This is a genomic window from Phytobacter sp. SCO41, assembly GCF_003073275.1.
Classification (GTDB): domain Bacteria; phylum Pseudomonadota; class Gammaproteobacteria; order Enterobacterales; family Enterobacteriaceae; genus Phytobacter; species Phytobacter diazotrophicus.
The window spans coordinates 5,339,732-5,365,995 of sequence record NZ_CP027225.1; the positions used below are offsets into that span (position 1 = coordinate 5,339,732).

The window sequence follows — 26,264 nt, forward strand, 5'->3', positions numbered from 1 at the left end:
TACTTTACAGAAGGTATGCACGCAATTTCGTGATTGAGATCTCCATGATGTAATTTGTTTGCATAACATTTCCATAAAATAGTGATATCAATCACATTAACACATTCAGCCGTCTCGCCCTGCTCCAAAGATAGCCTTTTTCGCGCAGGATGATTTGCGCTCTGTCGGACTATAGTTAGTGGAGCGCTAAATAAAGGGTATGGAGAACGCCATGACAACCAAAACATTACCGGGCTTCGCACCGGCGGCATCACCTCACGCTTCAACCACACTGCACACCCCGGAAGACGCCATCATCGCTGGCGAAACCACCATCCCAAGCCAGGGCGATAGCATGCCTGCGTACCATGCGCGGCCTAAAAATGCCTCCGATCCCCTGCCCGTGGTGCTGGTGATTCAGGAAATCTTCGGCGTACATGAGCATATTCGCGACCTGTGTCGCCGCCTTGCGCTCGAAGGGTATCTGGCCGTCGCCCCTGAACTCTATTTTCGTCAGGGTGACCCGAATGATTTCGCGGATATTCAGACCCTTTTTGATGGGCTGGTCATGAAGGTGCCCGATGCGCAGGTGCTGGCCGACCTCGATCATGTTGCCAACTGGGCGGCACGTAATGGCGGTGATGCTCATCGACTGTTGGCGACCGGTTTTTGCTGGGGAGGAAGGATTACCTGGCTGTACGCGGCCCATAACCCGCAATTGAAAGCCGCGGTCGCCTGGTATGGGAAACTGGTGGGACAAAAATCACTGAATTCACCAAAGCATCCGGTGGATATCGCCACCGACCTCAATGCGCCGGTCCTCGGTCTGTATGGCGCGCAGGATACGGGGATCCCGCTGGAGACGGTCGAGACCATGCGTCAGGCGTTACGCGCCGCCAACGCACACGCCGAGATCGTGGTTTATCCTGACGCCGGGCACGCCTTCAACGCCGATTATCGTCCCAGCTATCATGAAGAATCAGCCAAAGATGGCTGGCGCCGGATGCTGGACTGGTTCGCCCAGTACGGTGGCGTAGCACGCTAATACTGCCTATGCAGAGCGACGCAGAACGGTATGATCTGTGTCGCTCGTGACACGTGCCTGGCTCTCGTGCCGCTTAATCACGTTCCGCCAGTGGGACTATCTGCCACTCTTGTGGCGTTTCGCCAGGCGAGATCCACATTGGCACCGCGTTCCCCACGCGATCGCCATAAGGCGTGCCGAAGGCGTGGTAGCGGATCACTCGGTAAACGCCAGAATGCGCCACAATTAACGGCGTATCGTATTGTTCCAGCAGGCTGTTAAGCGCATCCGTGACCCGGGTGCAAAACGTCTCCCAACTTTCACCGCCAGGCGGCGTACTTTCATACGGCGTTAACTCCGCCAGCGGACGGTTTTCCAGATCGCCCCAGTCGCGCTCACATAAATCCGGCATAACCACATGGGCCGCACCAGGCAGCGCCAGTTCGAGGGTGCGTTGGGCCCGCTTGAGCGAACTCACCGCCACACCATTCCAGTCATAACGGCCCAGAATGGGGGCAGCGGAACGTGCCTGCTGCTCCCCTTCGTCGGTCAGCGGCACATCCGTACTCCCGCCAATCACTTTATCGCGGTTAAGCGGCGTCTCGCCGTGACGAACAAAAACAAAGGGTTTGCAAATCAGTGGCATAGATCCACCCCCAACATATTCTGTGTAACGATGTGGCATTCAGGTGCGAGTTGCCAGTCCTGGATGTCCTCTACATGAGTAAACATCGGCACCAGCTTGCTGCACTTTAGCATCGACACCAACAACATTAAGGTATTGAGAGTTGGATGCACATTCCAGCGGCAAAAATCCACTTCCCCGGCCAGCCACTGTTGATGGTTAAGGCGATTCATATGACCCGTAAACAGGGTACGATGGTGGAAATCTTTGCGTCGACGCAGTTCGCCCGCCACCCCACTTTGCCCATCAGGATCTGCGGCCAGAATCAGCGATGACTGGGCGGAAAACGCCGGAAGAGTACGCAAAAGCTGCTGTAAATCTGCCTCTACATCCTCGCGCAAACTGCCGTCATTATGCGCGGCCATTTGCCTGAGCACCTCCTGACAGGGCGCATCAAGCGCGATATCGGTATGCCCCTCACGCGCCAGTAGCAGCGCCAGTTCCACCGCCCTGCCCGACGGCGGCACCGGACACAGCACCGGATGCGTCAGACGAGCGCGCAATTTATCCCACTGCTGGCGTTGTGAAACGTTATAGAGCCCGTACGACGCATCCACCAGCGCAATCTGCGCAGGCGGCGGTGCATCAAAGCGAAACAGCGCCGATTCCATGCTGATATCGCCGCTGTAAAACAGGCCGCCGGCCACATTAAGATGAAACCACACCCCGCCCCAGGCGTGTCCGCAACTGCCCGTCGTCACCGTAATGTCGTCCAACTGGAATTGTCCGCGTACCGCAATGGGGTGAACGTTGTGCCCTGCGGGTAATGATTGTGCGGTGGTCTGCGTACAATAGACCGGGATGTGCGGCGCAAGACGATACAAACCGCCAATATGATCGACATGATCATGGCTAAGCAGGATCGCATCGATCTTTTCCGGCACTGGCCAGAGTTCCGTATGCGGATCCAGCGCACCGCCTGCATCCAGCAAAATACGTTGCCGGGGCGTGGAAACCAGAATCGCTGCGGGGGCTTTATGTCCCGCCCCACTGATAATCTCAATTTGTACCGTCACGCCGCCTCCAGGCACCATCCTTGTAACAGGCGCACACCGGCGCTCTGCTTTTCACGCAATGGCAAATGGTGGAAGGCGCTTAACCGCTGCCCATCCGGCAGACGCAGTTCCAGCAGGTAGCGTTCTCCCTGGAAAATGCAGCTTTCCACCGTTGCCTGCAACCCGCTATCACTCACCATGACATGCTCCGGGCGAACCAACACCTGCTGACGCGGTTGTGTATTGTCGGGGGCAAGACCGTCATGCAGTTGCACGCTATCCAGTTGTGCTTGCGGATACTGGGTTGCCAGCGACAGAATGCTGCCTTTACCGATAAACCCCGCCACCCAGGCATTTTGTGGATGCTGATAGAGCGTCTGCGGCGCCCCCCACTGCATTAATTCTCCCTGATGCATCACCGCAATGTGGCTGGCCAGCGCCATCGCCTCGGCCTGATCGTGGGTAACATAGACAAAAGTCGCCCCGGTACGGCGGTGAAACTCGCGAAACGTCTGCTCCATGGTGGCGCGCAGATGACGGTCGAGGTTCGCCAGCGGTTCATCGAGCAACACCACTTCCGGTTCCGATACCAGGCAACGGGCCAGCGCCACGCGTTGACGTTGACCGCCGCTAAGCTCCTGCGGCGAGCGCCCGGCATAAGCGCCCAGCTCCACCACATCCAGCGCTTCCATCACCCGCTTCTGGCGCGCAGCGCCATTCACTTTGCGCAATTTCAGCGGATAACCCACGTTTTCCGCCACTGTCATATGCGGCCAGAGTGCATAAGACTGAAATACCATCCCCATATCGCGGGTTTCCGGCGGCATATGCACCCGCGAGTCCGCCAGCAGGCGATCCCCCAGCAGCAAGCGCCCGGAAGAGAGGTGCTCAAGCCCGGCAAGAATACGCAGCGTGGTGGTTTTGCCACAGCCACTCGGCCCCAGCAATGCGGTGAAGGCCCCTTCGGGAATGGTCAGACTCAGATCCCGCACCACGGCCTGCTCTCCAAACACCTTGTTCAGCCGTTCCAGTATTAGCTCTGCCACGGGATAACTCCTTTGGGTAAATACTTGCCGAGACTGCTCAGCAATAACATGACGCAGGCCACCAGCCCCACGACTAATACGGAGATCGCCGAGGCCAGCACCTTGTTGCCGCTTTCGTCGAGATTAAAAATCACCACCCCGAGCGTCTCTTTACCGGCACTCCACAACAGCGCGGAAACGGTCAGCTCGTTGACAGCGGTCAGAAAGACCAGCAGCGCCCCGGCAAATGCGGCAGGGGCCAGCAGCGGCAACATAATATGGCGCAGACGCTGCGAAAAATTCGCCCCGGCCAGACTGGCCGCCTCTTCCATCGCCGGGTCAAGCTGCAACATGCTGTTATGCACCGGCTTTAGGCAGACCGTCAGAAAACGGGCAAGATAAGCGAGGAAAATGATGGTCAGCGTCCCACTCAGGCTGATACCCACCAGCGGCAGCGGACGGGCAAACAGCAAAATAAAGGCAATCGCCAGCACCACGCCCGGCAGGGTGTAGGGAATATCGATGACGCTATATAACCACCGCAGCGGACGGCTGGGATAGCGAACCAGTAGCCACGCCAGTGGCAGACACAGCAACATCAGAACCAGCGAGGCGCTCACGGAGAGCGAGATACTGTTAGTGAGTGCTCGCCAGGTAGCGCTCTGGTTATCAAACATCGCTCGCCAGGCGGCAAAGGTCAGGGTATCGGCATTCAGCGGCACGCCCAGTGTGGGTACCAGCGACGTTGCAATCAGCGCCAGCAGCGGTGCCAGCAGGATGGCGCACAACACCATTCCCAGCAGCACCTCAGTTGCCAGTCGCCATTTACCTAACTCAAAACTGAGCGCCCGCCCGGCCATCCCGATAAGCGGCAGCGCGTGACGACGCTGCATATATCCCTGCAAGGTCACGATACCAATGGCGAGCACGCCCATCAGCACAGACAGCGCCGCGACGTCGTTTAACATCGACGGACCAAAGCTGGAGAGCGTCTGGTAAATCTGAATCGGCAGTACAAAATAGGAAATGGGTATCCCGAGCATGGCGGGAATGCCGAAGTTACCCAGCGCGGAGACAAATGCAATCGCCGCACCGGCCCACAGCGCGGTACGGCACAGCGGCAATACGATATCGATAAACACCCGCCACAACGAGGCGCCATTCAGCCGCGCGGCTTCAATTTGCTCTTTTGGCAGACACTGTAGCTGCGTGCGCAGAGCCAGAAAGACCAGCGGCGCATGCTGGATCCCCAGCAATAGCGCGATGCCTTCCGGCGAGTAAAGGGGATTGGTACTGCCAAACCCCGGCGCGAGCCCAATACTGTTGAGCAAAATGCTGCTGGGGCCAAACAATTGTAACCAACTCAGGGCGGTGACCTGCGGGGGGATCATCATTGGCAGCATAAACAGGAAGACCCAAATCTGCTTGCTACGAATATTGGTCAGGGCCAGGCAAAAGGCGAAAAAACTGCCCAACAGCAGCGACAGCACCGTACCTAACCCGCTGGTATACAGGCTATTGTAGAGCGCAACCCAGGTGGATTCATTGCTCAACACGCGCCACAGGCTACTGTTGCTACCTTGCTGCCAGTCAAAGAGGGCGGAAATAAGCAGTCGCAGGCTGGGCAGCAGACTCAGCAAGGCGATTAGCGCGAGTAAAAGCCACAGCAGCCCTTTCGGCGGGCTGCTGGCGGTAGATTGGTGCAGTGTCATGTCCGTCATGACTTAGCGGTTTCCGAACAGATCGGCAAAACGCTTTTTGTTTGCTTCGGTATCAGCCAGCGCTTTTGCCGGGTCGTATGGCATCAGTTTAATGGTGTCACGCGCCGGGAAGCCCTGAGGTACTGGTAAGCTGGCGTCTGCCGTCAGGTAGCCCTGTTTGAGAACCAGCTTCTGCCCGTCTGCGGAGAGGACAAAATCGATGAAAGCTTTCGCGTCCTCAGGGTTTTTCGCCCCTTTCATCATGGCGACCGGTTCGGTCACGATGCTGACGCCCTCTTTCGGGAAAACGAACTCAATCGGCGCGCCTTTGGCTTTTTCACGGATCGCCATGTAATCCACCAGTACGCCGTAGGCTTTGCTGCCAGAGGTGATGGCGCTCATCACGCCGCCATTACCACTCTGCGGCATCGCGCCGTTCTCTTTCAGTTTCTCGTAATACTGCCAGCCGAGCTGCGGGTCATTCATTAACGTCGCCATATGAATCTGCGCGGCGCCGGAATAGAGCGGGCTTGGCAAGGTGGTCATATTTTTCAGTTCAGGCTTGAGCAGATCCTGCCAGGATTCCGGCTTTACCGGGGCTTTGCTGTGGTACGCAATGCCGGTAGTGATAAGTTTCGTACCGTAGTAGTAGCCGTCTTTATCATAGAGTTGAGCATCGTAGCGGCTGGCCTGCGGTGATTTGTAGGCCGCCAGCAGATTTTGCTGTTTCAGGGACTCCATCGACACACTGTCGGCGATGAGTAAGACATCCGGGCTGGCGCCACCGGCTGAAATTTCAGCCTGCAGGCGGGCAATCAGCTTTGCGGTTCCATCGCGAATCCATTTTACTTCGACATCCGGGTGCGCCTGCTCAAACGCGCTCACCGTCATTTGCGCATCTTCGGTTGGCTGGCTGGTGTAGAGCGTCAGAGTGGATTTCGCGAAAGCGGTGCCACTCATGAAAGCCAGCAATGCCGCTGCCAGCGCAATTTTCTTACCCATGTTTTCGTCCCCCTGGTTTTCGTTGTGACGATTAAAACAGGGGAATCTGACAGAAATATGACCCGTTTTTTTCGTAGTAATAATTTCATATTCGCGGGCTAGCATGAGCGCAAATCCCCTCTGCCGGACGCAAATATGACTCCAGAAGCACGTCGCAGCGCGATTGTCGCTATCGTGACAGAGCACGGTGAGAGCAGCATTGAACAACTGGCGCACTATTTCGGCGTCTCGCTGCAAACAGTACGCAGCGATTTGCGCGAACTCACCGCGCAAGGGCTGTTATTGCGCCGTCATGGCATGGTCGCCCCTTTCGCGCGCGAAAATATTGGCTATCAACAGCGCGAGATCGTCAACGTTAACGGTAAGCGCTGGATTGGTGAACGGGTCGCACAGTTGCTCAGCGGAGCGCAAAGCTGCTTTCTCGGCACTGGCACCACCGTGGAAATGGTAGCGCGCGCCCTGCCGGACGATATCCGTCTGGCGGTGTGTACAAATAATCTGCACGCCGCCACGCCGCTAAGTCTGCTTCCTGGCTGCGAACTGACCGTCGCGGGTGGTCGCGTGCGTAAGCGCGATCTGGATGTGATCGGCAGTGACGCCCTGACCTTCTTTCGCCGCTATCGTGTCGATATTGGGGTGGTGTCCGTTGGCGGAATTGGCGAAGAGGGCGAGCTATACGATTTCAACGATGAAGAGGTGGTGGCACGTCAGGCGCTGGTCGCCAGTGCGGAAGTCAATGTTCTGGTGGTCGATAGCACCAAGTTTGGCCGCCGGGCGATGTGCCGCAACGGTGATATCGGCGATTTCCATTATGTGGTGAGCGACAGAGCCCCCACCGGCCCCCAGCGCGATCTGCTGGCACAGCGCCGCACGCAGTGGCTGTGTCGGGAAGAGGGATAGCGCACCGCCCTAACGGACGGTGCGCTTATCATTACGCCTGACGCAAGTTCTGCGCGGCTTTCACCATATTTGCCAGGGCGCTTCGGGTTTCCGGCCAGCCGCGGGTTTTCAGGCCACAGTCCGGGTTCACCCACAGGCGCTCTGCCGGGATACGCCGGGCGGCTTTCGCCAGCAGCGCTTCAATCCACTCCACGCTCGGTACGTTCGGCGAGTGAATGTCATACACGCCCGGTCCGATTTCGTTCGGGTATTCAAACTCTTCGAACGACTCCAGCAATTCCATATCCGAGCGCGAGGTCTCAATGGTGATCACGTCTGCGTCCAGGGCAGCAATGGAGTCCATGATGTCGTTAAACTCGCAATAACACATGTGGGTGTGAATCTGGGTTTCATCCCTCGCCACGGCCGCACTGATGCGAAAAGCTTCCACGCCCCACTCCAGATACGCATCCCAGTCGCGGCGACGCAGCGGCAGACCTTCACGCAGGGCCGGCTCGTCAATCTGGATGATGCCGATACCGGCGGCTTCCAGATCTGCGACTTCGTCACGCAGCGCCAGCGCAATTTGTTTGGCGATAGTTTCACGGCTCACATCTTCACGCGGGAAGGACCAGCACAGGATAGTCACTGGCCCCGTCAGCATCCCTTTTACCGGCTTACTGGTCAGGGACTGGGCATACTTCGCCCACTCCACGGTAATCGCCTCCGGGCGGCTGACATCGCCAATGACCACCGGTGGCTTCACGCAGCGGGAGCCGTAACTCTGCACCCAGCCGTTCTGGGTAAAGACAAAGCCGTCGAGATGCTCGCCAAAGTATTCCACCATGTCATTACGCTCGGCTTCACCGTGGACCAGCACGTCCAGCCCTAAACGCTCCTGCTCCACAATCGCCTGCCTGATGTGTTCAGCGATACCGGTACGGTAGTTGTTGGCATCCAGATTGCCTTTTTTGAAGTCCAGTCGTAGACCACGGATCTCGGTGGTCTGCGGGAATGAACCGATGGTCGTCGTCGGCCATGCGGGCAGGTTAAAGCGGGCACGCTGTGCTTTGGCGCGGACTTCATAAGTGCTGGTGCGCTGGCTGTCTTCTGCGGTGATGGCCGCCAGACGCTGCGAAACGGCGGTATTGTGCACACGGGTGGAGTGGCGGCGCGCCTGAATCGGGGCGCTCCAGGCCTCAATTGCAGCGGTATCACCGCTGTTCAGCGCATCGCGCAGCAGCGCCAGTTCTTCACATTTTTGCAGGGCGAAGGCAAACCAGCTCTTCACTTCCGCATCCAGACGCGTCTCCACGCTCAAATCAATCGGGCTGTGCAGCAGGGAACATGAAGAGGCCACCCACAGCGGGCGCTTCCCTGCCACTCCTTTAATCTGTGCATATTTTGCGCTCAGATCGGCACGCCAGACGTTACGTCCATTCACCAGCCCTGCCGAGAGCAGCCAGTCAGCGGGCAAGCGCTTGTGCAATTCGGCAACGTCATCTTTACCGTGGACCAGGTCAACGTGCAGCCCCTGTACCGGTAGCGCGGTGAGGGTGTCGAGGTTCGGTGTTACGCCTTCAAAATAGGTGGTCAGCAGCAGTTTCACCTGGCCTGCGAGTGCCTCGTAAGCCGGTTTGAAGGCATCCAGCCAAACCTGGGGCAGATCCAGTACCAGCGCAGGTTCGTCGATTTGTACCCACTCGATGCCGCGTTTCGCCAGTTCAGCCAGTACCTGTTTGTAGACCGGCAGAATGTCATTAAGCAGGCTCAGGCGGTCAAACTGCTCACCTTTCACTTTGCCCAGCCACAGGTACGTCACCGGCCCCAGCAGGACAGGTTTCACCTTGTGGCCCAGCGCCAGTGCTTCGTCCACTTCATCCAGCAACTGCGTCCAGGTCAGTTTGAACGGCTGGCCTTTGGTGAACTCCGGCACCATATAGTGATAATTGGTGTTAAACCATTTGGTCATTTCTGCCGCTGCCGCGGGTTCGCCGGTTGGTGCGCGGCCACGGCCAATACGGAACAGGGTGTCGATATCAACGGAGCCGTCGCTGTTCTGATGACGAGCCGGGACGTTGCCGAGCATCAGGCTGGTGGTCAGAACATGGTCGTACCAGGCGAAATCCCCCACCGGCAGCAGGTCGATGCCCGCCGCTTTTTGCTGCTCCCAGTGACGCGCACGCAGTTCGCGCCCTGTCGCCAGCAATGCGTCACGGGATGAGTTACCCGCCCAGTAACTTTCTTGCGCTTTTTTCAGCTCGCGACGCAGGCCAACGCGAGGAAAACCGAGGGTGTGGTTAATAATTGTCATTTTTTGAGCCTCATAATTTCAATCCGAAAGATTTCGGATTTCGGGAAGGCGGCAAGCTTGCTCATCCCCAGGAGCTTACTGAGGTAAGTGACTGGGTTGAGAAAGTGCGGCCAACGCACCATAAATTCGAAAGATAAAGGATTTAGCCATCCAGATGTTTACACATCCATATTTGGCGGTTACTGTATATTCCTCAAGCGCAAATTTGTCATGCCGAAGTGAAGGACTTTCATGATCGAAATTAAACATCTGAAAACGCTACAAGCGTTACGGAACTGCGGGTCGCTGGCTGCGGCAGCGGCGGCATTGCATCAGACGCAATCCGCACTTTCCCACCAGTTCAGCGATCTGGAACAGCGCCTTGGCTTTCGACTCTTTGTGCGCAAAAGCCAGCCTTTACGCTTTACGCCGCAGGGGGAAATCCTGCTGCAACTGGCCAATCAGGTGCTGCCGCAAATCAGTAGCGCACTGCAGGCCTGCAATGAACCACAGCAGACCCACCTGCGTATCGCGATTGAATGCCATAGCTGTATTCAGTGGCTGACGCCGGCGCTGGAAAGTTTTCGCACCCAATGGCCGCATGTCGAGATGGATTTCAAATCGGGCGTTACCTTCGACCCACAGCCCGCGCTCCAGCAGGGCGAACTGGATCTGGTGATGACCTCGGACATTCTGCCGCGCAGTGGCTTGCACTATTCGCCGATGTTCGATTTTGAAGTCCGGCTGGTGCTTTCACCGGAGAGTCCGCTGGCCTCACGCACACGGATCACCCCGGAAGATATCGCCACCGAGACACTGCTTATTTATCCGGTGCAGCGTAGCCGCCTGGATATCTGGCGCCATTTCCTGCAACCGGCAGGCATCAGCCCGCAGCTTAAAAGCGTGGACAATACGTTGCTGTTGATTCAGATGGTCGCGGCGCGGATGGGCATTGCCGCCCTGCCCCACTGGGTGGTGGAAAGTTTTGAACGCCAGGGTCTGGTGGTGACCAAAACCCTGGGTGAGGGATTATGGAGCCGGTTGTACGCTGCCGTGCGCGATGGCGAGCAGCGCCAGCCGGTCACCGAGGCATTTATTCGCTCAGCGCGGAACCACGCCTGCGACCATCTGCCGTTTGTGCGGAGCGCGGAGCGACCCAGCGCCGATGCACCCATAGTGAGGCCAGTATCACCGTCCCACCAATGATAAAACTCGGCCAGTGCGGCTGCTCCTGCCAGATGGCAAGGTTCACCAGCAGCCCGGCCGGGACATGCACATTGTTCATGATGCCAAGCGTACCGGCGTCCACCTGCGTCGCCCCGTAGTTCCACATAAAGTAACCCAGCCCGGACGCCACGACACCCAGCCACACCAGGATGCCCCATTGCAGGTTGGTGGTCGGCAGTTTTTGCGGGTTACCCAACAGGAACCAGGCGATAACAGCAACGATAGCGGCGCCAAGATAGAACCAGGCAAACGCGTTGTGCTGTGGCATCGGGCGCGTTTCCATCAGGCGTTTATAACCCACCATACCAATCGCAAAACTGATATTGGCGAGTTGCACAAACATCAGGCCCGTCCAGAAGTGATCGCTGACTTTGTCGTAACGGATAATCGCTGCGCCAACCACCGCCAGTAGCGCGCTCAGGGCGTAGCCCCACCGTAAACGACGCTTGCTGAGAAGATCATAAATCAGCGTGATGTAAAGCGGCGTCAAAACAGTGAATAACAGGAATTCCGATACGCTCAAATAGACATACGCACGGAAGCTGAACAGGTACATGATGCCAAGCTGCATCGCCCCCACCAGCATGTAGAGCAGGATCGTTTTAAGCGTTTGTCCACGGGTGCGCAGGAACGGTAGGAAGACCAGAGCCGCCAGCCCCACGCGCATCAGCACTGAAAAATAGCTGTCGACGTGCCCGGCAAGGTACTCGCCAATCAGACTAAAGGAAAAAGCCCACAGGATCGTGGTGATGATGAGTAACGCCACAATGAATGTCTCTCAAAATAAGGAACACTCATTGTAGCGGAGTATCAGGTTGACAACTGGTCAATAAATGACCTATTCATCAGCTCAAATACAATTTACGCAGGTAATTCGGCACGGCGTTGTCGGCGTTGGTGCCAATGACTTCCAGCTCCGGATGCAAATCCTTCAGACGCTGATGCGCGTTGCCCATAATGCACCCTTTACCGGCCATGGAGAGCATTTCCGCATCGTTCATGCCATCACCAAACGCGATGCACTCTTTGAGACTGTAACCAAGTGCCTTCGAAACGGCTTCCAGCGCGTGTCCTTTCGACACACCGCCAGCCATAACCTCCAGACAGGTCAGCGTCGAGAAACTGACGTTCACGCGATCGCCCCAACGGGCATTAATCGCCTGCTCAAGCGGCAGCAACTGCTCATGCTTTTCGCAGGTGAAGAAAACTTTGCTGATGCCTTCAGGCTCCAGCAAGCCTGGCTCATACAGGGAATACTGGAAAATCGCCTCTTTGAAGAAACGCATTTCATCCGGGCGGTGGCGGTTCATAAACCATTCATCATCGCGATACACATTGGTGACGATGTCCGGGTTGTTATGCACCACGCCAAACAGATCGCTGGCAATATCCCGATCCAGGTTATGAGTGAACACCAGATTGCCATCGGTATCGTGAACCCGCGCACCGTTCGAGGTGATCATGTACGCCTTGATCCCGAGGTTATCGCGGATTTGCCCGACATCCACGTGGTGGCGGCCCGTCGCAAAAACGAAGTTCACTCCGCGCTCGGTGAGCAGCTTCAACGTTTCTTTCGCGTAAGGGGAGAGTGTATGGTCGGGGGAGAGCAATGTGCCGTCTAAATCAGACGCAACAACCTGATACATAGGAAACGTTAACCTCAATAATTCATTAGTTATACCGATCGAAAAAATCGACGATGGCGTTGAGCGCGACTGAGCGCATGGCGTCCTCTTCAAAGAGGATCTCATGGTACGCGCCCTTGATGACAAGCGGCTTCCCCCCTTCACAGGGGTGGCCCGCCGCGGCGCGCATTTCACAAAAGCGATCGTGCATGCGGTTATCTACAACACGTTCTTCTTCTGCCTGAATAATTAACATGGGCGATGTGTCTGATGCGGCCCCGGCCAGCACCTGCTCACCGGCCAGGATGCCTTCCCGCACCCAGTGCCAGGTTGGGCCTCCCACGCGCAGTTCAGGATCGTCGGCGTAGAAACGCAGATTGCGCCGGTAACGCTCGCGGCTGTGGGTCAGTGTGTTAATGGCAAAGGGCAGCGCATGCCAGCGACCGGTGCCAATGGCGTAATTCTCGCGAATACGCGGGTAGCCTTCCGCCCAGTCCAGCAGCGGGCGCACCATCCAGTCCGGCAGGTGGATAATAATGCCGAACATCGGCGCGCACAGCGCAATAGCATCACAGTTAGCTTGTGGGTAACGTTGCACGAAGAGCGTAGCGATCGCACCCCCCATTGAGTGCGCCAGAATGTAACGCTTGCGCCACGGACCCGGAGCGACTTCTTGCTCCCAGAACGCCGTAAGATCATCGACATAATCACTGAAATTGACCACATGGCCGCGATGAGAATCTTCCAGCAAACGACCGGAACGCCCCTGACCGCGGTGGTCGATGATGAGCACATCAAAGCCGAGATGGAAGAGGTCATATGCCAGTTCAGCATACTTCACATAGCTTTCAATTCGACCAGGGCAAACCACGATAACCCTGTCATGCCTGGCGGCATGGAAACGGACAAAACGCACCGGGACATTATCCACACCGGTAAATTCTGCCTCTTCTCGTTGACGCCAGAAGTCGGTTAACGGGCCTGTGGCAAAGGCGGCAAACGCGCTTTCTCTGGTTTCCCACTCCTTGTTTTGCCGGTACATTGGCTACGCCCTCACTTGCGCGACAAAAACGTTTTTGTGACCTGTAGCTAATTCCGCTAACAATAGCGTATTGTGGCATAAAAACAGACAATCAGGGAGTTTCTCATGACCTTCGAGTGGTGGTTCGCTTATCTGCTGACATCGATCATTCTCAGCCTGTCGCCCGGCTCCGGCGCGATTAATACCATGACCACCTCGATAAGCCACGGTTATCGCGGCGCTGCGGCGTCCATTGCCGGGCTACAAACCGGCTTAGGCATCCATATTGTGCTGGTTGGCGTAGGTCTGGGCACCCTCTTCTCGCGCTCGGTACTGGCGTTTGAAGTGCTGAAATGGGCCGGGGCCGCCTATCTGATTTGGCTTGGTATTCAGCAATGGCGCGCCGCGGGCGCGATCGACCTTAATACTCTGGCGCATACGCAATCGCGTACACGGCTGTTTAAACGCGCGGTTTTCGTCAACCTGACGAACCCCAAAAGCATCGTCTTTCTCGCCGCGCTGTTCCCGCAATTTATTGCGCCCAATGAGCCACAGGTGATGCAGTACGTGGTGCTCGGCGTGACCACTATCGTCGTGGATATTATCGTGATGATTGGCTATGCGACGCTGGCGCAACGTATTGCCGCCTGGATTAAGGGCCCGCGTCAGTTGAAGGCGCTAAACAGGGTGTTTGGTTCGTTGTTTATGTTGGTGGGAGCGCTGCTGGCATCGGCAAGGCATGCCTGAGTTCGGTGTCGCCCCGGATGCGGCGTGAACGCCTTATCCGGGCTAACACGTAGCCCCGGACAGCGGCAGCGCCTCCGGGATAAAAATTAACGCGAAATGATCAAATGGATACCGAAACCGGCGAACAGCGCACCGGCAAAACCGTCAATCCACTTCGCCAGACGCTGATAACCACGGCGCATCGCCGGTAAGGCGAATAGGCTTGCCACGACGGTGAACCAGGCGAAAGTTTCCAGCGTGATCAGCATAAAGATCCCCCAGCGCGCCCCTGCACCCACGCTGTCGCCGACAAACAGTGAGAACACCGAACCGAAGTAGATAATCGCTTTCGGATTGGCGAGGTTCGTTAACAGCCCCTTCATAAAGCTTCGACCACTGCTGGTTGCCAGTTCAATCTGCGGCGCATCGGCTTTGTTCTCTTCTTTTTTCAGCGCACCACGCAGCATCTGGTAACCCATCCAGCACAGGTACAGGCCGCCGCCGACCATAATGATACTGTGCAGCCAGGCCATTTTTTCAAGGATCAGGTTAAGACCGAGCAGTGCAACGCCTGCCCACACCATCACGCCTGTGGTAATGCCGAGCACGCCCATCATCGCCTCTTTGCGGGAGCGGCTGACGGCGGTTTGCGACACAAAGAAGAAGTCCGGGCCGGGGCTCATTAACGCCACAATGTGCACCAGGGCAACGGTGAGAAACAGCATTAACATGGTTAACTCGCGGAAAAATAATAAAGTGGGTTACTATCCTGACACTTTTTCTCTGTGCTGGCTACTCGTCATCATCGCCATCCACATGGGCACGAATCAGCGCCATAAACTCCTGACCAAAGCGCTCAAGCTTACGTACGCCTACGCCGTTAACCCCGAGCATTTCACCTGGCGTAATGGGCATCTGTTCGGCCATTTCAATCAGCGTTGCGTCGTTGAAGACCACATACGGCGGCACGTTGTTTTCATCGGCAATCGCTTTACGTAATTTGCGCAGCTTAGCGAACAGCTTGCGGTCATAGTTGCCGACCGCTGCCTTCTGCATCACCCGGGATTTCAGCGCGACCACACGCGGCACAGCGAGTTGCAATGGAACCTCACCACGCAGCACCGGACGCGCAGCATCCGTCATCTGTAACGATGAATGCTGGGCGATGTTCTGCGTAACCAGCCCCAAATGAATAAGCTGGCGAATCACGCTTACCCAATGCTCATGGCTTTTTTCCCGGCCCATGCCGTAGACTTTAAGCTTATCGTGGCCGAGTTCACGGATACGTTGGTTATTCGCCCCACGGATCACCTCAACCACATAGCCCATCCCGAAACGCTGATTGACGCGACCAATGGTCGAGAGCGCAATTTGCGCATCCTTCAGGCCATCATACTGTTTCGGCGGATCAAGGCAGATATCGCAGTTACCGCAGGCTTCCTGACGCCCTTCGCCAAAGTAATTGAGCAAGACCAGACGGCGGCAGGTTTGCGCTTCCGCAAAGGCCCCCATCGCATTGAGCTTATGACGCTCAATATCCTGCAATTGCCCGGCCGGTTTTTCTTCAAGGCAACGGCGCAGCCAGGCCATGTCTTCCGGCGCGTAGAACAGCATCGCCTCGGCGGGCAGGCCATCACGCCCGGCACGGCCGGTTTCCTGATAGTAAGACTCGATATTACGCGGAATGTCGAAGTGAACCACAAATCGCACGTTGGGTTTGTTAATCCCCATGCCAAATGCGACGGTCGCGACCACGATTTGCAGATCATCGCGCTGGAATTTCTCCTGCACGCTGGCGCGCACCGCGTTTTCCAGCCCGGCATGATACGCCGCGGCGCTAAAACCCCGGCTTTGCAGGCGAGCGGCGGTGTCTTCCACCTTCGCCCGGCTATTGCAGTAAATAATTCCGGACTTGCCGCGCTGGTCATGTACATAGCGTAAAAGCTGATCGAGCGGTTTGAATTTCTCCATCAGCATGTAGCGGATATTGGGCCGGTCAAAACTGCTGATCTGAATCAGCGGGTCGTTCAGCCCCAGAAGACGTTCAATATCGCGACGGGTGGTGTCATCCGCCGTGGCGGTCAATGCCATAAAAGGCACAGACGGCAGATACTGACGAAGCTGGCCCAGTGCGGCATATTCCGGGCGGAAATCATGACCCCACTGGGAGATACAGTGCGCTTCATCCACCGCCAGAAGTACCGGGTTCCAGTGCGTCAGTTGCTCAAGAAAGTTATCAAGCATCAGCCGCTCAGGAGCGATATACAGCAGACGGATTTGTCCGGTGCGGCAGCCAGCCATCACCTCAAGCTGTTGTTCACGACTTTGTGTTGAGTTCAGACAGGCCGCAGCAACGCCGTTCGCCAGTAACTGATCAACCTGATCTTTCATCAGGGAGATCAGCGGCGATACCACCACCGTCAGGCCAGGCAGAATCAGCGCCGGAATTTGATAACAGAGAGATTTGCCGCCACCGGTCGGCATGACAACCAGACAGTCGCGGCCGCCGAGCACGGTATCGATGATATGTTGCTGACCCGGACGGAACTGCTGGTAGCCGAAGGTTTCCCGTAAAACTTCCAGGGCTGTCGATTCCAGATTCAATACTTCCGCCTGCGCCACATTTACTCCACTCGACAAAAGAAAACAGGCGCTATTTTCAGCGCCTGCTCATGAAACTGCAATGCTTAAAACAGATCGTTGAGCATTACGCCGACACCAACACGCGTCTGATTGAAATTGTAGTCAATTAACGACTCGCCATAACCGCTGTACACCTGGGTGTAGAAACGGACATGTTTGGTGATCGGATAGCTGACGCCAACTTCTGCGCCACCGTAGCCCGTGTTCCAGTTGTACTGCCCTTTGACGCTGAAAATGGCCTCGCCATACTGGTAGCCGACCCGCAGTTGATAGTGACCAAGATATTTGGTGATATCCGGGTTATCGTCGGTGTTACCCACCACATACCAGGGTTTTACTTCCACCAGCCAGTTGCCATTTTGCGCCATTAAACGCGTATAAAGGCGGTTCCAGCTACGCGATGTGGGATCAGAACGGCCATTGGAGTCATGGTTGAAGCCAAACTCCATATCGCGCAACGTCCAGCCCGCAAAGCTGTAATCAGTAGCGAAACCGAGGAACAACTGCGGTTCATAGTTGGTTTCACGGAACGGCGAAGAAGCAGGCTCCTTCGTGTTAGAAAGCTGCCACCACGATTTTTGCGTATAGGAAGCGCCCAGCACGGAATTCGGACCGACAATCCCGCGCCACAGCGGGAACGCCAGGCTGAGCTGGAATTTTACTTCATCTTTACGCGCTTCATCAGACCAGCTATATGAACGAATGGCTTCTTTGTTCATGTCGCTGGTGTAGGTATAAAGCAGGTAGTTCGACTCATACGGATAGAGCGTGAACGGATTATCATGCTCCTGCAGCATATTCGCGATAATACTACCGCGCACAGCAGGCGCATCATGAACTTCTTTTACTGTCGCTTCCTGCGCAAAAGCCGCAAAAGGCAGCGCACACAATGCCACAAACCAACCCAGAAACGTCCGCATCGGTTTTCTTCCCCTGAACAATGTTGATGAACTGAATATTTTTACAACATCTATTCTACATATTTATTGAGACGCTGCGCAGGTATCCTCTCTTAAACTGGAATTCAACAATTTAGAGGCATAAAATCAACATTTCATTAACCTAACGGAAGAGCCACTATGTCTGCCGTCCTCACAGCAGAAGCCGCATTAAAACTCGTGGGTGAGATTTTCGTCTACCACATGCCCTTCAATCGTGCGCTGGGTCTGGAGCTTACTCGCTACGAGAAGGATTTTGCCCAACTCAGCTTCAACAATCAGCCCATGATGGTGGGAAACTGGGCGCAGAGCATTTTACACGGCGGGGTTATTGCCTCCGCGCTGGATGTCGCCGCAGGCCTGGTGTGCGTTGGCAGCACGCTGACGCGCCATGACACCCTCACCGAAGATGAATTACGTGCTCGTCTGTCGCGAATGGGCACCATTGATTTGCGCGTCGATTATTTACGTCCGGGCCGGGGTAATCGCTTCACCGCCACCAGTACGCTACTGCGTGCCGGGAACAAGGTTGCGGTCGCGCGTGTCGAGTTACATAACGAAGAGCAGCTCTATATCGCCAGCGCCACAGCAACCTATATGGTGGGTTAAGCCGCGAAAATCGGGTAAAATGTCGTTACTTTTCAGCAAAGAGTTTTCCTGATGGATGCAAAACAGACGCGGTTGGGAGTGATATTTGCTCTGGCCGCTTATTTTATTTGGGGCGTCGCACCGGCCTATTTCAAAGTTATCTGGTTCGTTCCTGCCGATGAAATCCTGACTCACCGAATTATCTGGTCCTTCTTCTTCATGATCGCCCTGATAAGCGTCAGCCGTCAGTGGTCGCAGGTGAAACAGCTTTTACGTACGCCAAAGAAAATCTTGCTGTTAGCGGTATCTGCCGTTCTCGTTGGAGGTAACTGGCTGCTCTTTATCTGGTCAGTAAATAACCACCACCTGCTGGAAGCAAGCCTGGGGTATTTTATTAACCCACTGGTTAATATCCTGCTGGGGATGGTTTTCCTTGGTGAACGTTTCCGCCGCATGCAGTGGCTGGCGGTAATATTGGCCGCCAGTGGCGTACTGGTACAGTTGTGGGCCTTCGGCTCCTTGCCGATTATCTCGCTGGGCCTGGCCTTTAGTTTCGCCTTCTACGGCCTGCTGCGTAAAAAAATCGCCGTCGACGCGCAAACCGGCATGCTGGTAGAAACACTGTGGCTGCTGCCCGTGGCGGCTATCTGGCTGTTTGGGATTGCCGATAGCGCGACCAGCCATATGACACAGAATAGCTGGTCGCTTAATCTGCTGTTGATGGCTGCCGGGGTGGTCACTACCGTTCCCCTGCTGTGCTTTACCGGCGCGGCGACGCGTCTGCGCCTGTCGACACTGGGTTTCTTCCAGTACATTGGCCCAACGCTGATGTTCCTGCTGGCGGTGACGTTTTATGACGAGCATCCGGGGGCGGACAAAATGGTGACATTCGGGTTTATTTGGGTAGCGCTCGCCATATTCGTGATGGATGCACTGTACACCCAACGCAGGGGTCGGTAATTGCCGGCGTCAGGATTCCGTACCGCTGATATCGCCGCGTCTTTAATCAGCCGGAGCAGGTGAAGGAAGCCACGCGCGATAAGATCCATAAAGGAAGGTTCAGCAGAATTGCTGAACCTTTTATTTTAGATTTACAGCCAGTTACGACGTTTGAAGTAGAGATACGGCGCCAGCCCGGCGAGGATCATAAAGACAATCGCGCCAGGGTAACCAAAGCTCCAGTGCAGCTCAGGCATAAACTCGAAGTTCATCCCGTAACTGGATGCCACCAGCGTCGGCGGCAGGAAGACAACGGAAACGACCGAGAAGATCTTGATGATCCGGTTCTGCTCAATATTGATAAAGCCCATTGCCGCCTGCATCAGGAAGTTCACTTTCTGGAACAGGGATTCGTTGTGCGGCAGCAGAGATTCGATATCTCGCAGGATTTCGCGGGCCTGCTCCAACTGACCGCCCGGCAAACGCGCTTTACGCACCAGGAAGTTCAGCGCGCGCTGGGTATCCATCAGACACAGACGTACCTTCCAGCCGATATCTTCCAGTTCCGCCAGCGTGGAAAGCGCTTCATCATATTCATCACCCTGATGACCTTCCATGATCACACGGCTGAGTTTTTCCAGATCGCTATAGATGTTTTCGATTTCGTCTGCGAGCTGTTCGATTTTGGTCTCGAAGAGATCGAGCAGTAACTCATAGGCGTTGCCATCGACCATAGCCTGGCTACGGGCGCGCATACGGTAGAGACGAAAAGCGGGTAATTCGCGCTCACGCAGGGTGAAGAGGCGGCCTTCGCGGATAGTAAATGCCACGGTGGAGTTGCCAGCATGGTCTTCCGCATCTTCAAAGAAGAAGAAGGAGTGGATGTGCAAGCCGTCTTCATCTTCAAAAAAGCGCGCAGATGCTTCGATGTCTTCCAGTTCCGGGCGTGTCGCCAGGTTCTGACCCAATTCAGACTGCACGCGGGTTCGCTCGTCATCGTCCGGCTCGACCAGGTCAACCCAGACGGAACTGGCGAGGTGCTTTATTTCGTCAGCTTCGAGACGGGTTAAACGATTATTTTCCAGTTGAAATGCGCTCAGCATAGCCGGGACTCCCAATGCAAAAATGACTGGACAGTTCGGTTGGGCACACAAGAAACATTTGGCGTTTCAGACCATTAAACAGCCTGACTCAGCGCGACGGGAATACAGCAGGTCGCTGACAACCACTAAGGCCATCAGCATAAGGAGATAGCCTTAGGAGTTGTTCCTGGATGACAGGGAATTGAGCCAGTATCTACTGGGTGTGTCCAAGGCGAATGTCCTCTTAGCGTGATCGTGCGCGCATGTTACGCCAGCAAAAATGAGGCGTCAACACGCAACGAAACGCTAAAGGGTAATATTTCCCCCTTAGCGTATAAGGCTAGCAGAATATTACAAAATAATGATATTTTTCTGAAAGTTACACTGTTTCAAGACGTGCATAAGCAGCCACCAGCCATTTAATGCCCTGCCCCTGGAATGCCACCTGCAAACGGCTGTGCTCGCCGCTGCCTTCCAGATTAACAATTGTCCCTTCACCGAACTTCGGATGACGCACACGCTGTCCCAGTTTATAGCCCGTGTCGTTCTCTGAAATCGGCGCGCCAAGGCGTTGATGGCTGACCGGACGGCTGACAGTAGCGCGCAAGCGCACCTCTTCGACACAGTTTTCTGGCAACTCGCCGATAAAGCGCGATGGGCGGTGATAGGCCTCTTTGCCATACAGACGGCGGGTTTCGGCATAAGTCAGCGTTAGCTTCTGCATCGCACGGGTCACGCCGACATAGGCCAGGCGACGTTCCTCTTCCAGACGGCCGCCTTCATCCAGCGACATCTGGCTCGGGAACATCCCCTCTTCCATCCCGACAATAAACACCTGCGGGAACTCAAGCCCCTTGGCGGAGTGCAGTGTCATCAGTTGTACTGCGTCCTGCCAGGTATCCGCCTGCCCTTCGCCCGCTTCCAGCGCGGCATGGGAGAGGAATGCCTGTAACGGCATCAGATCTTCATCTTCTTCGTTGTAGCTGAACTGGCGCGTTGCCGTGACCAGTTCCTCTAAGTTCTCGATACGCGTCTGGCCTTTCTCGCCTTTCTCCTGCTCGTACATCATCCACAGGCCGGAATCTTTCACCACGCGGTCCGTTTGTACGTGCAATGGCATGTCAGCCGTCTCCTGAGCCAGCGCGTCAATCAGCTCCATAAAGCGCTGTAATGCACTTGCCGCGCGACCGGCCAGCACTTTTTCCTGCAACAGTTCGCGTGTCGCCTGCCACAGCGTCAGTTGACGATCGCGCGAAGTCTGGCGGACCACGTCCAGCGTTCTGTCACCGATCCCACGCGTCGGCGTATTCACCACACGTTCAAAGGCGGCATCATCATTTCGGTTTGCAATCAGGCGCAAATAAGAGAGTGCGTCTTTGATTTCCTGACGTTCAAAGAAGCGCATCCCACCGTAAATACGATACGGCATGCTTGCCTGTAATAACGCCTCTTCCAGCACACGGGACTGGGCGTTACTGCGATAGAGAATGGCGCAATGCTCCAGCGCACCGCCGCTCTCCTGCCAGGTTTTAATACGGTTAACAACAAAACGAGCCTCATCCAGCTCGTTGAAAGCGCAATAGAGTGAAATCGGCTCGCCATCGGCACCGTCGGTCCACAGGTTTTTCCCCAAACGCCCGTTGTTGTTTTCGATAAGGGCGTTCGCCGCGCTGAGAATATTGCTGGTTGAGCGGTAGTTCTGCTCAAGGCGGATCGTCTGCGCGCCGGGGAAGTCGTTGAGGAAGCGCTGGATATTTTCCACCTGCGCCCCACGCCAGCCGTAAATCGACTGATCATCGTCGCCGACAATCATGACTTTGCCGGTGTCGCCTGCCAGCAGGCGGATCCAGGCATACTGAATGTTGTTGGTATCCTGGAACTCATCCACCAGGATATTGGTAAAACGTTCGCGATAGTGCTGTAGGATATGCGGCTTATTGAGCCACAGTTCATGGGCACGCAGCAGCAGCTCGGCGAAATCCACCAGCCCGGCGCGATCGCAGGCTTCCTGATAGGCCTGATAAACCTTCTGCCAGGTCTGCTCGACCGGGTTACCGTAGCTTTGAATATGGTGCGGGCGAATGCCTTCATCTTTTTGGCCGTTGATATACCACATGGCCTGGCGCGGCGGCCACTGCTTCTCATCAAGGTTCATCGCCTTGATCAGACGCTTAAGCAAACGTAACTGGTCTTCGCTGTCGAGGATCTGGAAATCCTGCGGCAGGTTGGCGTCCATATGGTGCGCACGCAACAGGCGATGCGCCAGCCCGTGAAAAGTACCCACCCACATACCGCCCTGGCTGGTCCCCATAAGCTGGCCGATACGGTGGCGCATCTCCGCCGCCGCTTTGTTGGTGAAGGTCACCGCCATAATGGAGTACGGCGAGCAGTTTTCCACGGTCATCAGCCAGGCGATGCGATGCACCAGCACGCGCGTCTTGCCACTGCCTGCCCCGGCCAGCACCAGCATATTGCTACGCGACGCGGCGACCGCATCACGCTGTTTGTCATTAAGGCTGTCGAGCAGGTAAGAAACGTCCATTGGCACCGCCGGGTTAGTATGAAGCCGTTGCGCTATATCATTTGGTTTACAGGAAGGCGACAAGCTCATGAATCCCCAGGAGCATAGATTAACTATGTGACTGGGGTGAGTGAGTGCCGTCAACGCACCTGTAGACCGAAGGATAAAGCGCAACAACCCCTGGGAATTTATACAGAACTTGTGGTGATTATATCAGCGTGGTGAGGGATGCCAACCGCGAAATCTCCAGATGTGGCAGCAATCGGCTATCAGAAGCCGTCAGCAGGTCTGCCCCTTCCGGTTTGATCCAGCAGGCCTGCATACCACAGCGAATGGCACCGGCGACATCTGTCGTCAGGTCATCCCCGACGTGCAGAATTTCACCTAACGGAATGTTCAGGCGTTCAGCCGCAAGGTGGTACATATCATTAAACGGCTTCGCACGCCCGTCAGGGCCAGCGCGCAGCACAAATTCAAAGTAATCGGCCAGGCCGAATAACGCTGGCTGCGCATTGCCGTTGGTGATCGCCACCAGCGGCCATTTTTCAGCGAGCTTTGCCAGGGTTTCGTGGGTCTCTTGCGGCACATCAACACGGCTGCGCCATTTCGCGAAATGCTGCATTGCCGCTTGCGCCCCTTCTGCCGCTTCATCAACGGTTAACCCGGCATCCAGCATGGCGCGTTCGACCGCACGACGACGCCATTCGGTCACATCGTGGTAGATCTCCGGTTCCGCGAGCAACAACGACTGGCGAATGCGTTTCAAATCCGTATTTTCCAGCGCATTCAGCGAGGGGTGATATTGTTGCACAAACAGCAGGGATTCCTGTTCCGTGCGCAGAATAACCGGGCGGTTATCGTAAAGGGTATCGTCGAGATCAAAAGTGATGGCCGAGATGAGGCCCACAGGCCGGTAAAATCGCATTATTTCCCCCGTTTGGCGCGTGGATGCGCTGCGTCATACACCGAGGCAAGGTGTTGAAAATCAAGATGGGTATAGATTTGTGTGGTGGAAAGGTTAGCATGCCCCAACAGTTCCTGCACGCCGCGCAGATCGCCGCTGGACTCCAGCATATGAGTAGCAAAGGAGTGACGCAGTTTATGCGGGTGCACGTGACTGTTCAGCCCCTGTTTGATTCCCCACTCAGCAAAGCGTTTTTGCACATTGCGCGCGGAAATACGTTTCCCCAATTTCGAGAGAAACAGTGCCTCTTCTTCGCTGCCAAATAACCCGCGTAAATCCAGCCAGTGTTCAATCCAGATGACCGCGTTCCGCCCGACAGGTAAACGGCGCTCTTTGCTGCCTTTCCCCATCACCCAGACTTCACCACTTTCCAAATCAAGGTGTTTGATATCCAGCCCCACCAGTTCGGATAAACGCAGCCCGGCGCCGTACATTACCTCCAGCATCGCCCTGTCGCGTACCGCCAGCGGATCGTTAAGATCGATATCCAGCAGACGGTTTACGTCGTCCACGTCGATATTTTTTGGCAAGTGACGCGGCGTTTTCGGAGCGGAAATACCCTTCGCGGGGTTGGCCGGAAGCTCGCCCTGACTCACCAGCCAGTCAAAGAAGCTGCGTAAAGCCGAAAGGCGTAGCGCCAGACTGGCGGCTCCCAGCCCCTTGCGGCGACTGCGTACGGCAAACGCCCGTACCGCGGCGGCATCACATTGTTGCCAGCGCTGCAGGCCGATTTCCCCGGCAAGCGCAATGATGGCATCAAGCTGACGCTGATAATTGAGAAGCGTGATGGGGCTTAACTGACGCTCCACGCCCAGATAGCGCAGAAAACGCGTGACGGCCAGATGCAGAGGTGAATCGGTCATACGCGCTCGATCCAGCGCTCCAGCAGGTCCGGTAACATTATGGCGATCTCTTCCAGCAGTTGCGTGCCCTGGCCATGCTGATAGTGATGCGGGTCGCGACTACTGAACAGCACAACGCCCAGATCGGCGTCTGGCCCCATCATTGTTACCGCCACAGAACCGATCGCTTTCGCTTCCGGCAAAAGTAAGAGTAACTCCGGTCCGTTCAGTGAACCGAGATAGTGCTGCTGTTGACCCAGACGCTGAATACGCAGTGGCTCAAAAGCCTGGCGAGAGAGCGCAAGATGGGTAAAACCGGACGGCGCGCCAAGACGCCAGCGGTCCGGGAACAGGCGGACGGTAGCGCCTGCCAGCCCCAAATCTCTGGCCCACCGCTGGAAGCGATTCAACATTTCCTCAAGGCTTTTGGCCGATGCCAGTTTGCCCTGCAGACGCAGCAGGCGGTAGAACAGACCTTCATTGGCGCTGGCCTGCTCCATCAGCAACGTCATGTTCTCTTCCAGCACGTTGATATGGTTACGTGCCCGCACCATGTGCCACTCGACTAACGAAATCGAACCGCGTACGGGATGAGGAACACGAATAGCTTCAACAGCGTGTGCATTACGGATAAAAAACTCAGGATTACGCAACAGATAATCGACGACAGCGTGGTCATCCAGTTCCATAAACGTTTCCTGCAGTTCTTCCCCTGGTTGCTTCATAGATGAATAAATCCGTCGTAGACATGTGCCGCCGGGCCAGTCATAAACAACGGTTGGCCCGGTCCTTTCCATGCGATATCCAGCCGACCGCCTGGGAGTTCCACACGTACTTCTTCTGCCAGCAAACCTTGCTGGATACCGACCGCGACCGCCGCGCAAGCGCCGCTTCCGCAGGCCTGCGTTTCCCCCGCGCCGCGTTCATACACGCGCAGTCGGATGTGATCGCGTTTGACCACTTGCATGAAACCAATATTGGCGCGCTCAGGGAAGCGTTCGTGGCTCTCCATTACCGGCCCCAGCGTTTCAACCGGAGCGCTATCGACATCATCGACCTGGATAACACAGTGCGGATTGCCCATTGAGACAACGCCGCACAATATTGTTTGTTCCGCCGCACGCATAATATAGGTCTTTTCCGCTTTGTTCGCCCGGAACGGAACCTGCGATGGCTCGAAGTTGGGTTCGCCCATGTTCACGCGCACCAGCTCGTCATCCGTTACGGTTAATACCATGCGGCCGTTCGCGGTGCTGACGCGAATGTCACGTTTATTGGTCAACCCTTTTAAGCGCACAAAACGGGCAAAACAACGTGCGCCGTTTCCGCACTGGGAGACTTCGCTGCCGTCAGCATTAAAGATGCGATAGTGGAAATCGAGTTCGGGATCGTAGGGGGGTTCGACCACCAGCAGTTGATCGAACCCCACCCCGAGATGCCTGTCAGCCATACGACGGATCAGATCAGGGGAAAAAAAGACATTCTGCGTTACCGCGTCGACGACCATAAAATCGTTGCCAAGGCCATGCATTTTAGAGAACTGCATCATCTACTCCATATACGCGG

General features: G+C 55.9%; 25 protein-coding genes. 6 read left to right on the plus strand and 19 right to left on the minus strand.

Annotation, left to right across the window (positions count from 1 at the left end; genetic code table 11):
* The first annotated feature begins 211 nt into the window (after positions 1-211).
* Entirely contained in the window at positions 212-1,024 is an 813-nt protein-coding gene (locus C5523_RS25935; protein ID WP_039077055.1) for a dienelactone hydrolase family protein, read from the plus strand.
* A gap of 73 nt (positions 1,025-1,097) precedes the next feature.
* On the opposite strand, the gene C5523_RS25940 is transcribed toward C5523_RS25935, so the two are convergent.
* Genes C5523_RS25940 through C5523_RS25960 form a run of 5 tightly spaced genes read right to left on the minus strand, consistent with a single transcriptional unit; the run spans position 1,098 to position 6,410 of the window.
* A complete protein-coding gene (locus C5523_RS25940; RefSeq protein WP_071195569.1) occupies positions 1,098-1,649 on the minus strand; it encodes a histidine phosphatase family protein in 552 nt (183 codons plus the stop codon).
* Positions 1,640-2,704: an MBL fold metallo-hydrolase gene (locus C5523_RS25945; RefSeq protein ID WP_172960917.1), complete on the minus strand. Its 1,065-nt coding sequence runs from the start codon at positions 2,702-2,704 to the stop codon at positions 1,640-1,642. The genes C5523_RS25940 and C5523_RS25945 overlap by 10 nt, the downstream gene beginning before the upstream one ends.
* Entirely contained in the window at positions 2,701-3,729 is a 1,029-nt protein-coding gene (locus C5523_RS25950; RefSeq protein ID WP_108702217.1) for an ABC transporter ATP-binding protein, read from the minus strand. The genes C5523_RS25945 and C5523_RS25950 overlap by 4 nt, the downstream gene beginning before the upstream one ends.
* The gene (locus C5523_RS25955) at positions 3,717-5,420 is read right to left on the minus strand and encodes an iron ABC transporter permease (RefSeq protein ID WP_108702218.1); all 1,704 of its coding nucleotides are present in this window, start codon (positions 5,418-5,420) and stop codon (positions 3,717-3,719) included. The genes C5523_RS25950 and C5523_RS25955 overlap by 13 nt, the downstream gene beginning before the upstream one ends.
* Before the next feature lie 12 nt (positions 5,421-5,432).
* A complete protein-coding gene (locus tag C5523_RS25960; RefSeq protein ID WP_071195578.1) occupies positions 5,433-6,410 on the minus strand; it encodes an ABC transporter substrate-binding protein in 978 nt (325 codons plus the stop codon).
* Positions 6,411-6,545: 135 nt separating this feature from the next.
* On the opposite strand from C5523_RS25960, the gene C5523_RS25965 reads away from it, so the two are divergent.
* Positions 6,546-7,310, plus strand: a complete 765-nt coding sequence (locus C5523_RS25965; RefSeq protein WP_107223999.1) for a DeoR/GlpR family DNA-binding transcription regulator — start codon at positions 6,546-6,548, stop codon at positions 7,308-7,310.
* 31 nt (positions 7,311-7,341) lie between these two features.
* On the opposite strand, the gene metE is transcribed toward C5523_RS25965, so the two are convergent.
* A complete protein-coding gene (metE, locus tag C5523_RS25970) occupies positions 7,342-9,603 on the minus strand; it encodes a 5-methyltetrahydropteroyltriglutamate--homocysteine S-methyltransferase (RefSeq protein ID WP_108702219.1) in 2,262 nt (753 codons plus the stop codon).
* A 231-nt stretch (positions 9,604-9,834) separates the two neighbouring features.
* On the opposite strand from metE, the gene metR reads away from it, so the two are divergent.
* Positions 9,835-10,788, plus strand: coding sequence for an HTH-type transcriptional regulator MetR (gene metR, locus C5523_RS25975; RefSeq protein ID WP_039077046.1), 954 nt, complete (start codon positions 9,835-9,837; stop codon positions 10,786-10,788).
* On the opposite strand, the gene C5523_RS25980 is transcribed toward metR, so the two are convergent.
* The 3 genes from C5523_RS25980 to pldB form a co-directional block, all read right to left on the minus strand.
* On the minus strand, positions 10,676-11,575 hold the full coding sequence (locus tag C5523_RS25980) for a carboxylate/amino acid/amine transporter (protein WP_039077045.1): 900 nt from the start codon (positions 11,573-11,575) through the stop codon (positions 10,676-10,678). The two genes, metR and C5523_RS25980, sit on opposite strands and share 113 nt — an antisense overlap.
* Positions 11,576-11,654: 79 nt before the next feature.
* The gene (gene yigL, locus C5523_RS25985; protein WP_039077044.1) at positions 11,655-12,455 is read right to left on the minus strand and encodes a sugar/pyridoxal phosphate phosphatase YigL; all 801 of its coding nucleotides are present in this window, start codon (positions 12,453-12,455) and stop codon (positions 11,655-11,657) included.
* 25 nt (positions 12,456-12,480) lie between these two features.
* Positions 12,481-13,476 (minus strand): lysophospholipase L2, encoded by a 996-nt coding sequence (gene pldB, locus C5523_RS25990; protein WP_039077043.1) that lies wholly within the window; start codon positions 13,474-13,476, stop codon positions 12,481-12,483.
* A 105-nt stretch (positions 13,477-13,581) separates the two neighbouring features.
* Between pldB and rhtB the strand changes: the two genes are divergently transcribed.
* Positions 13,582-14,202 carry a homoserine/homoserine lactone efflux protein gene (rhtB, locus tag C5523_RS25995; RefSeq protein WP_039077042.1) on the plus strand — a complete coding sequence of 207 codons (621 nt, stop codon included), beginning with the start codon at positions 13,582-13,584 and terminating at the stop codon, positions 14,200-14,202.
* A gap of 86 nt (positions 14,203-14,288) precedes the next feature.
* On the opposite strand, the gene rhtC is transcribed toward rhtB, so the two are convergent.
* The 3 genes from rhtC to pldA all read right to left on the minus strand — a co-directional run bounded on the left by rhtC (position 14,289) and on the right by pldA (position 17,744).
* Complete coding sequence (gene rhtC, locus C5523_RS26000; protein ID WP_071195559.1) at positions 14,289-14,912, minus strand: threonine export protein RhtC; 624 nt, start codon at positions 14,910-14,912, stop codon at positions 14,289-14,291.
* A gap of 61 nt (positions 14,913-14,973) precedes the next feature.
* Positions 14,974-16,803, minus strand: coding sequence for an ATP-dependent DNA helicase RecQ (gene recQ, locus C5523_RS26005; RefSeq protein ID WP_039077040.1), 1,830 nt, complete (start codon positions 16,801-16,803; stop codon positions 14,974-14,976).
* Between the two features lie 65 nt (positions 16,804-16,868).
* Positions 16,869-17,744: a phospholipase A gene (gene pldA, locus C5523_RS26010; protein WP_039077039.1), complete on the minus strand. Its 876-nt coding sequence runs from the start codon at positions 17,742-17,744 to the stop codon at positions 16,869-16,871.
* 159 nt (positions 17,745-17,903) lie between these two features.
* Between pldA and yigI the strand changes: the two genes are divergently transcribed.
* Both yigI and rarD read left to right on the plus strand, forming a co-directional pair.
* A complete protein-coding gene (gene yigI / locus C5523_RS26015) occupies positions 17,904-18,371 on the plus strand; it encodes an acyl-CoA thioesterase YigI (RefSeq protein ID WP_039077038.1) in 468 nt (155 codons plus the stop codon).
* A 51-nt stretch (positions 18,372-18,422) separates the two neighbouring features.
* On the plus strand, positions 18,423-19,310 hold the full coding sequence (rarD, locus tag C5523_RS26020) for an EamA family transporter RarD (RefSeq protein ID WP_039077037.1): 888 nt from the start codon (positions 18,423-18,425) through the stop codon (positions 19,308-19,310).
* A 131-nt stretch (positions 19,311-19,441) separates the two neighbouring features.
* Here rarD and corA read toward each other — a convergent pair whose 3' ends face one another.
* The 7 genes from corA to dapF all read right to left on the minus strand — a co-directional run bounded on the left by corA (position 19,442) and on the right by dapF (position 26,244).
* Entirely contained in the window at positions 19,442-20,392 is a 951-nt protein-coding gene (corA, locus tag C5523_RS26025; protein ID WP_039077036.1) for a magnesium/cobalt transporter CorA, read from the minus strand.
* Positions 20,393-20,545: 153 nt separating this feature from the next.
* A complete protein-coding gene (ysgD, locus tag C5523_RS27855) occupies positions 20,546-20,602 on the minus strand; it encodes a YsgD/CorL family protein (RefSeq protein WP_212743980.1) in 57 nt (18 codons plus the stop codon).
* Positions 20,603-20,750: 148 nt separating this feature from the next.
* Positions 20,751-22,913: a DNA helicase II gene (gene uvrD / locus C5523_RS26030; protein WP_039077035.1), complete on the minus strand. Its 2,163-nt coding sequence runs from the start codon at positions 22,911-22,913 to the stop codon at positions 20,751-20,753.
* A 187-nt stretch (positions 22,914-23,100) separates the two neighbouring features.
* Entirely contained in the window at positions 23,101-23,817 is a 717-nt protein-coding gene (gene yigB / locus C5523_RS26035) for a 5-amino-6-(5-phospho-D-ribitylamino)uracil phosphatase YigB (RefSeq protein ID WP_039077034.1), read from the minus strand.
* Positions 23,817-24,719: a tyrosine recombinase XerC gene (gene xerC, locus C5523_RS26040; protein WP_071195558.1), complete on the minus strand. Its 903-nt coding sequence runs from the start codon at positions 24,717-24,719 to the stop codon at positions 23,817-23,819. The genes yigB and xerC overlap by 1 nt, the downstream gene beginning before the upstream one ends.
* Positions 24,716-25,423 (minus strand): DUF484 domain-containing protein, encoded by a 708-nt coding sequence (locus C5523_RS26045; protein WP_039077032.1) that lies wholly within the window; start codon positions 25,421-25,423, stop codon positions 24,716-24,718. Before C5523_RS26045 ends, xerC begins: the two co-directional genes overlap by 4 nt.
* The gene (dapF, locus tag C5523_RS26050; RefSeq protein WP_071195557.1) at positions 25,420-26,244 is read right to left on the minus strand and encodes a diaminopimelate epimerase; all 825 of its coding nucleotides are present in this window, start codon (positions 26,242-26,244) and stop codon (positions 25,420-25,422) included. The genes C5523_RS26045 and dapF overlap by 4 nt, the downstream gene beginning before the upstream one ends.
* Between the last annotated feature and the right edge of the window lie 20 nt (positions 26,245-26,264).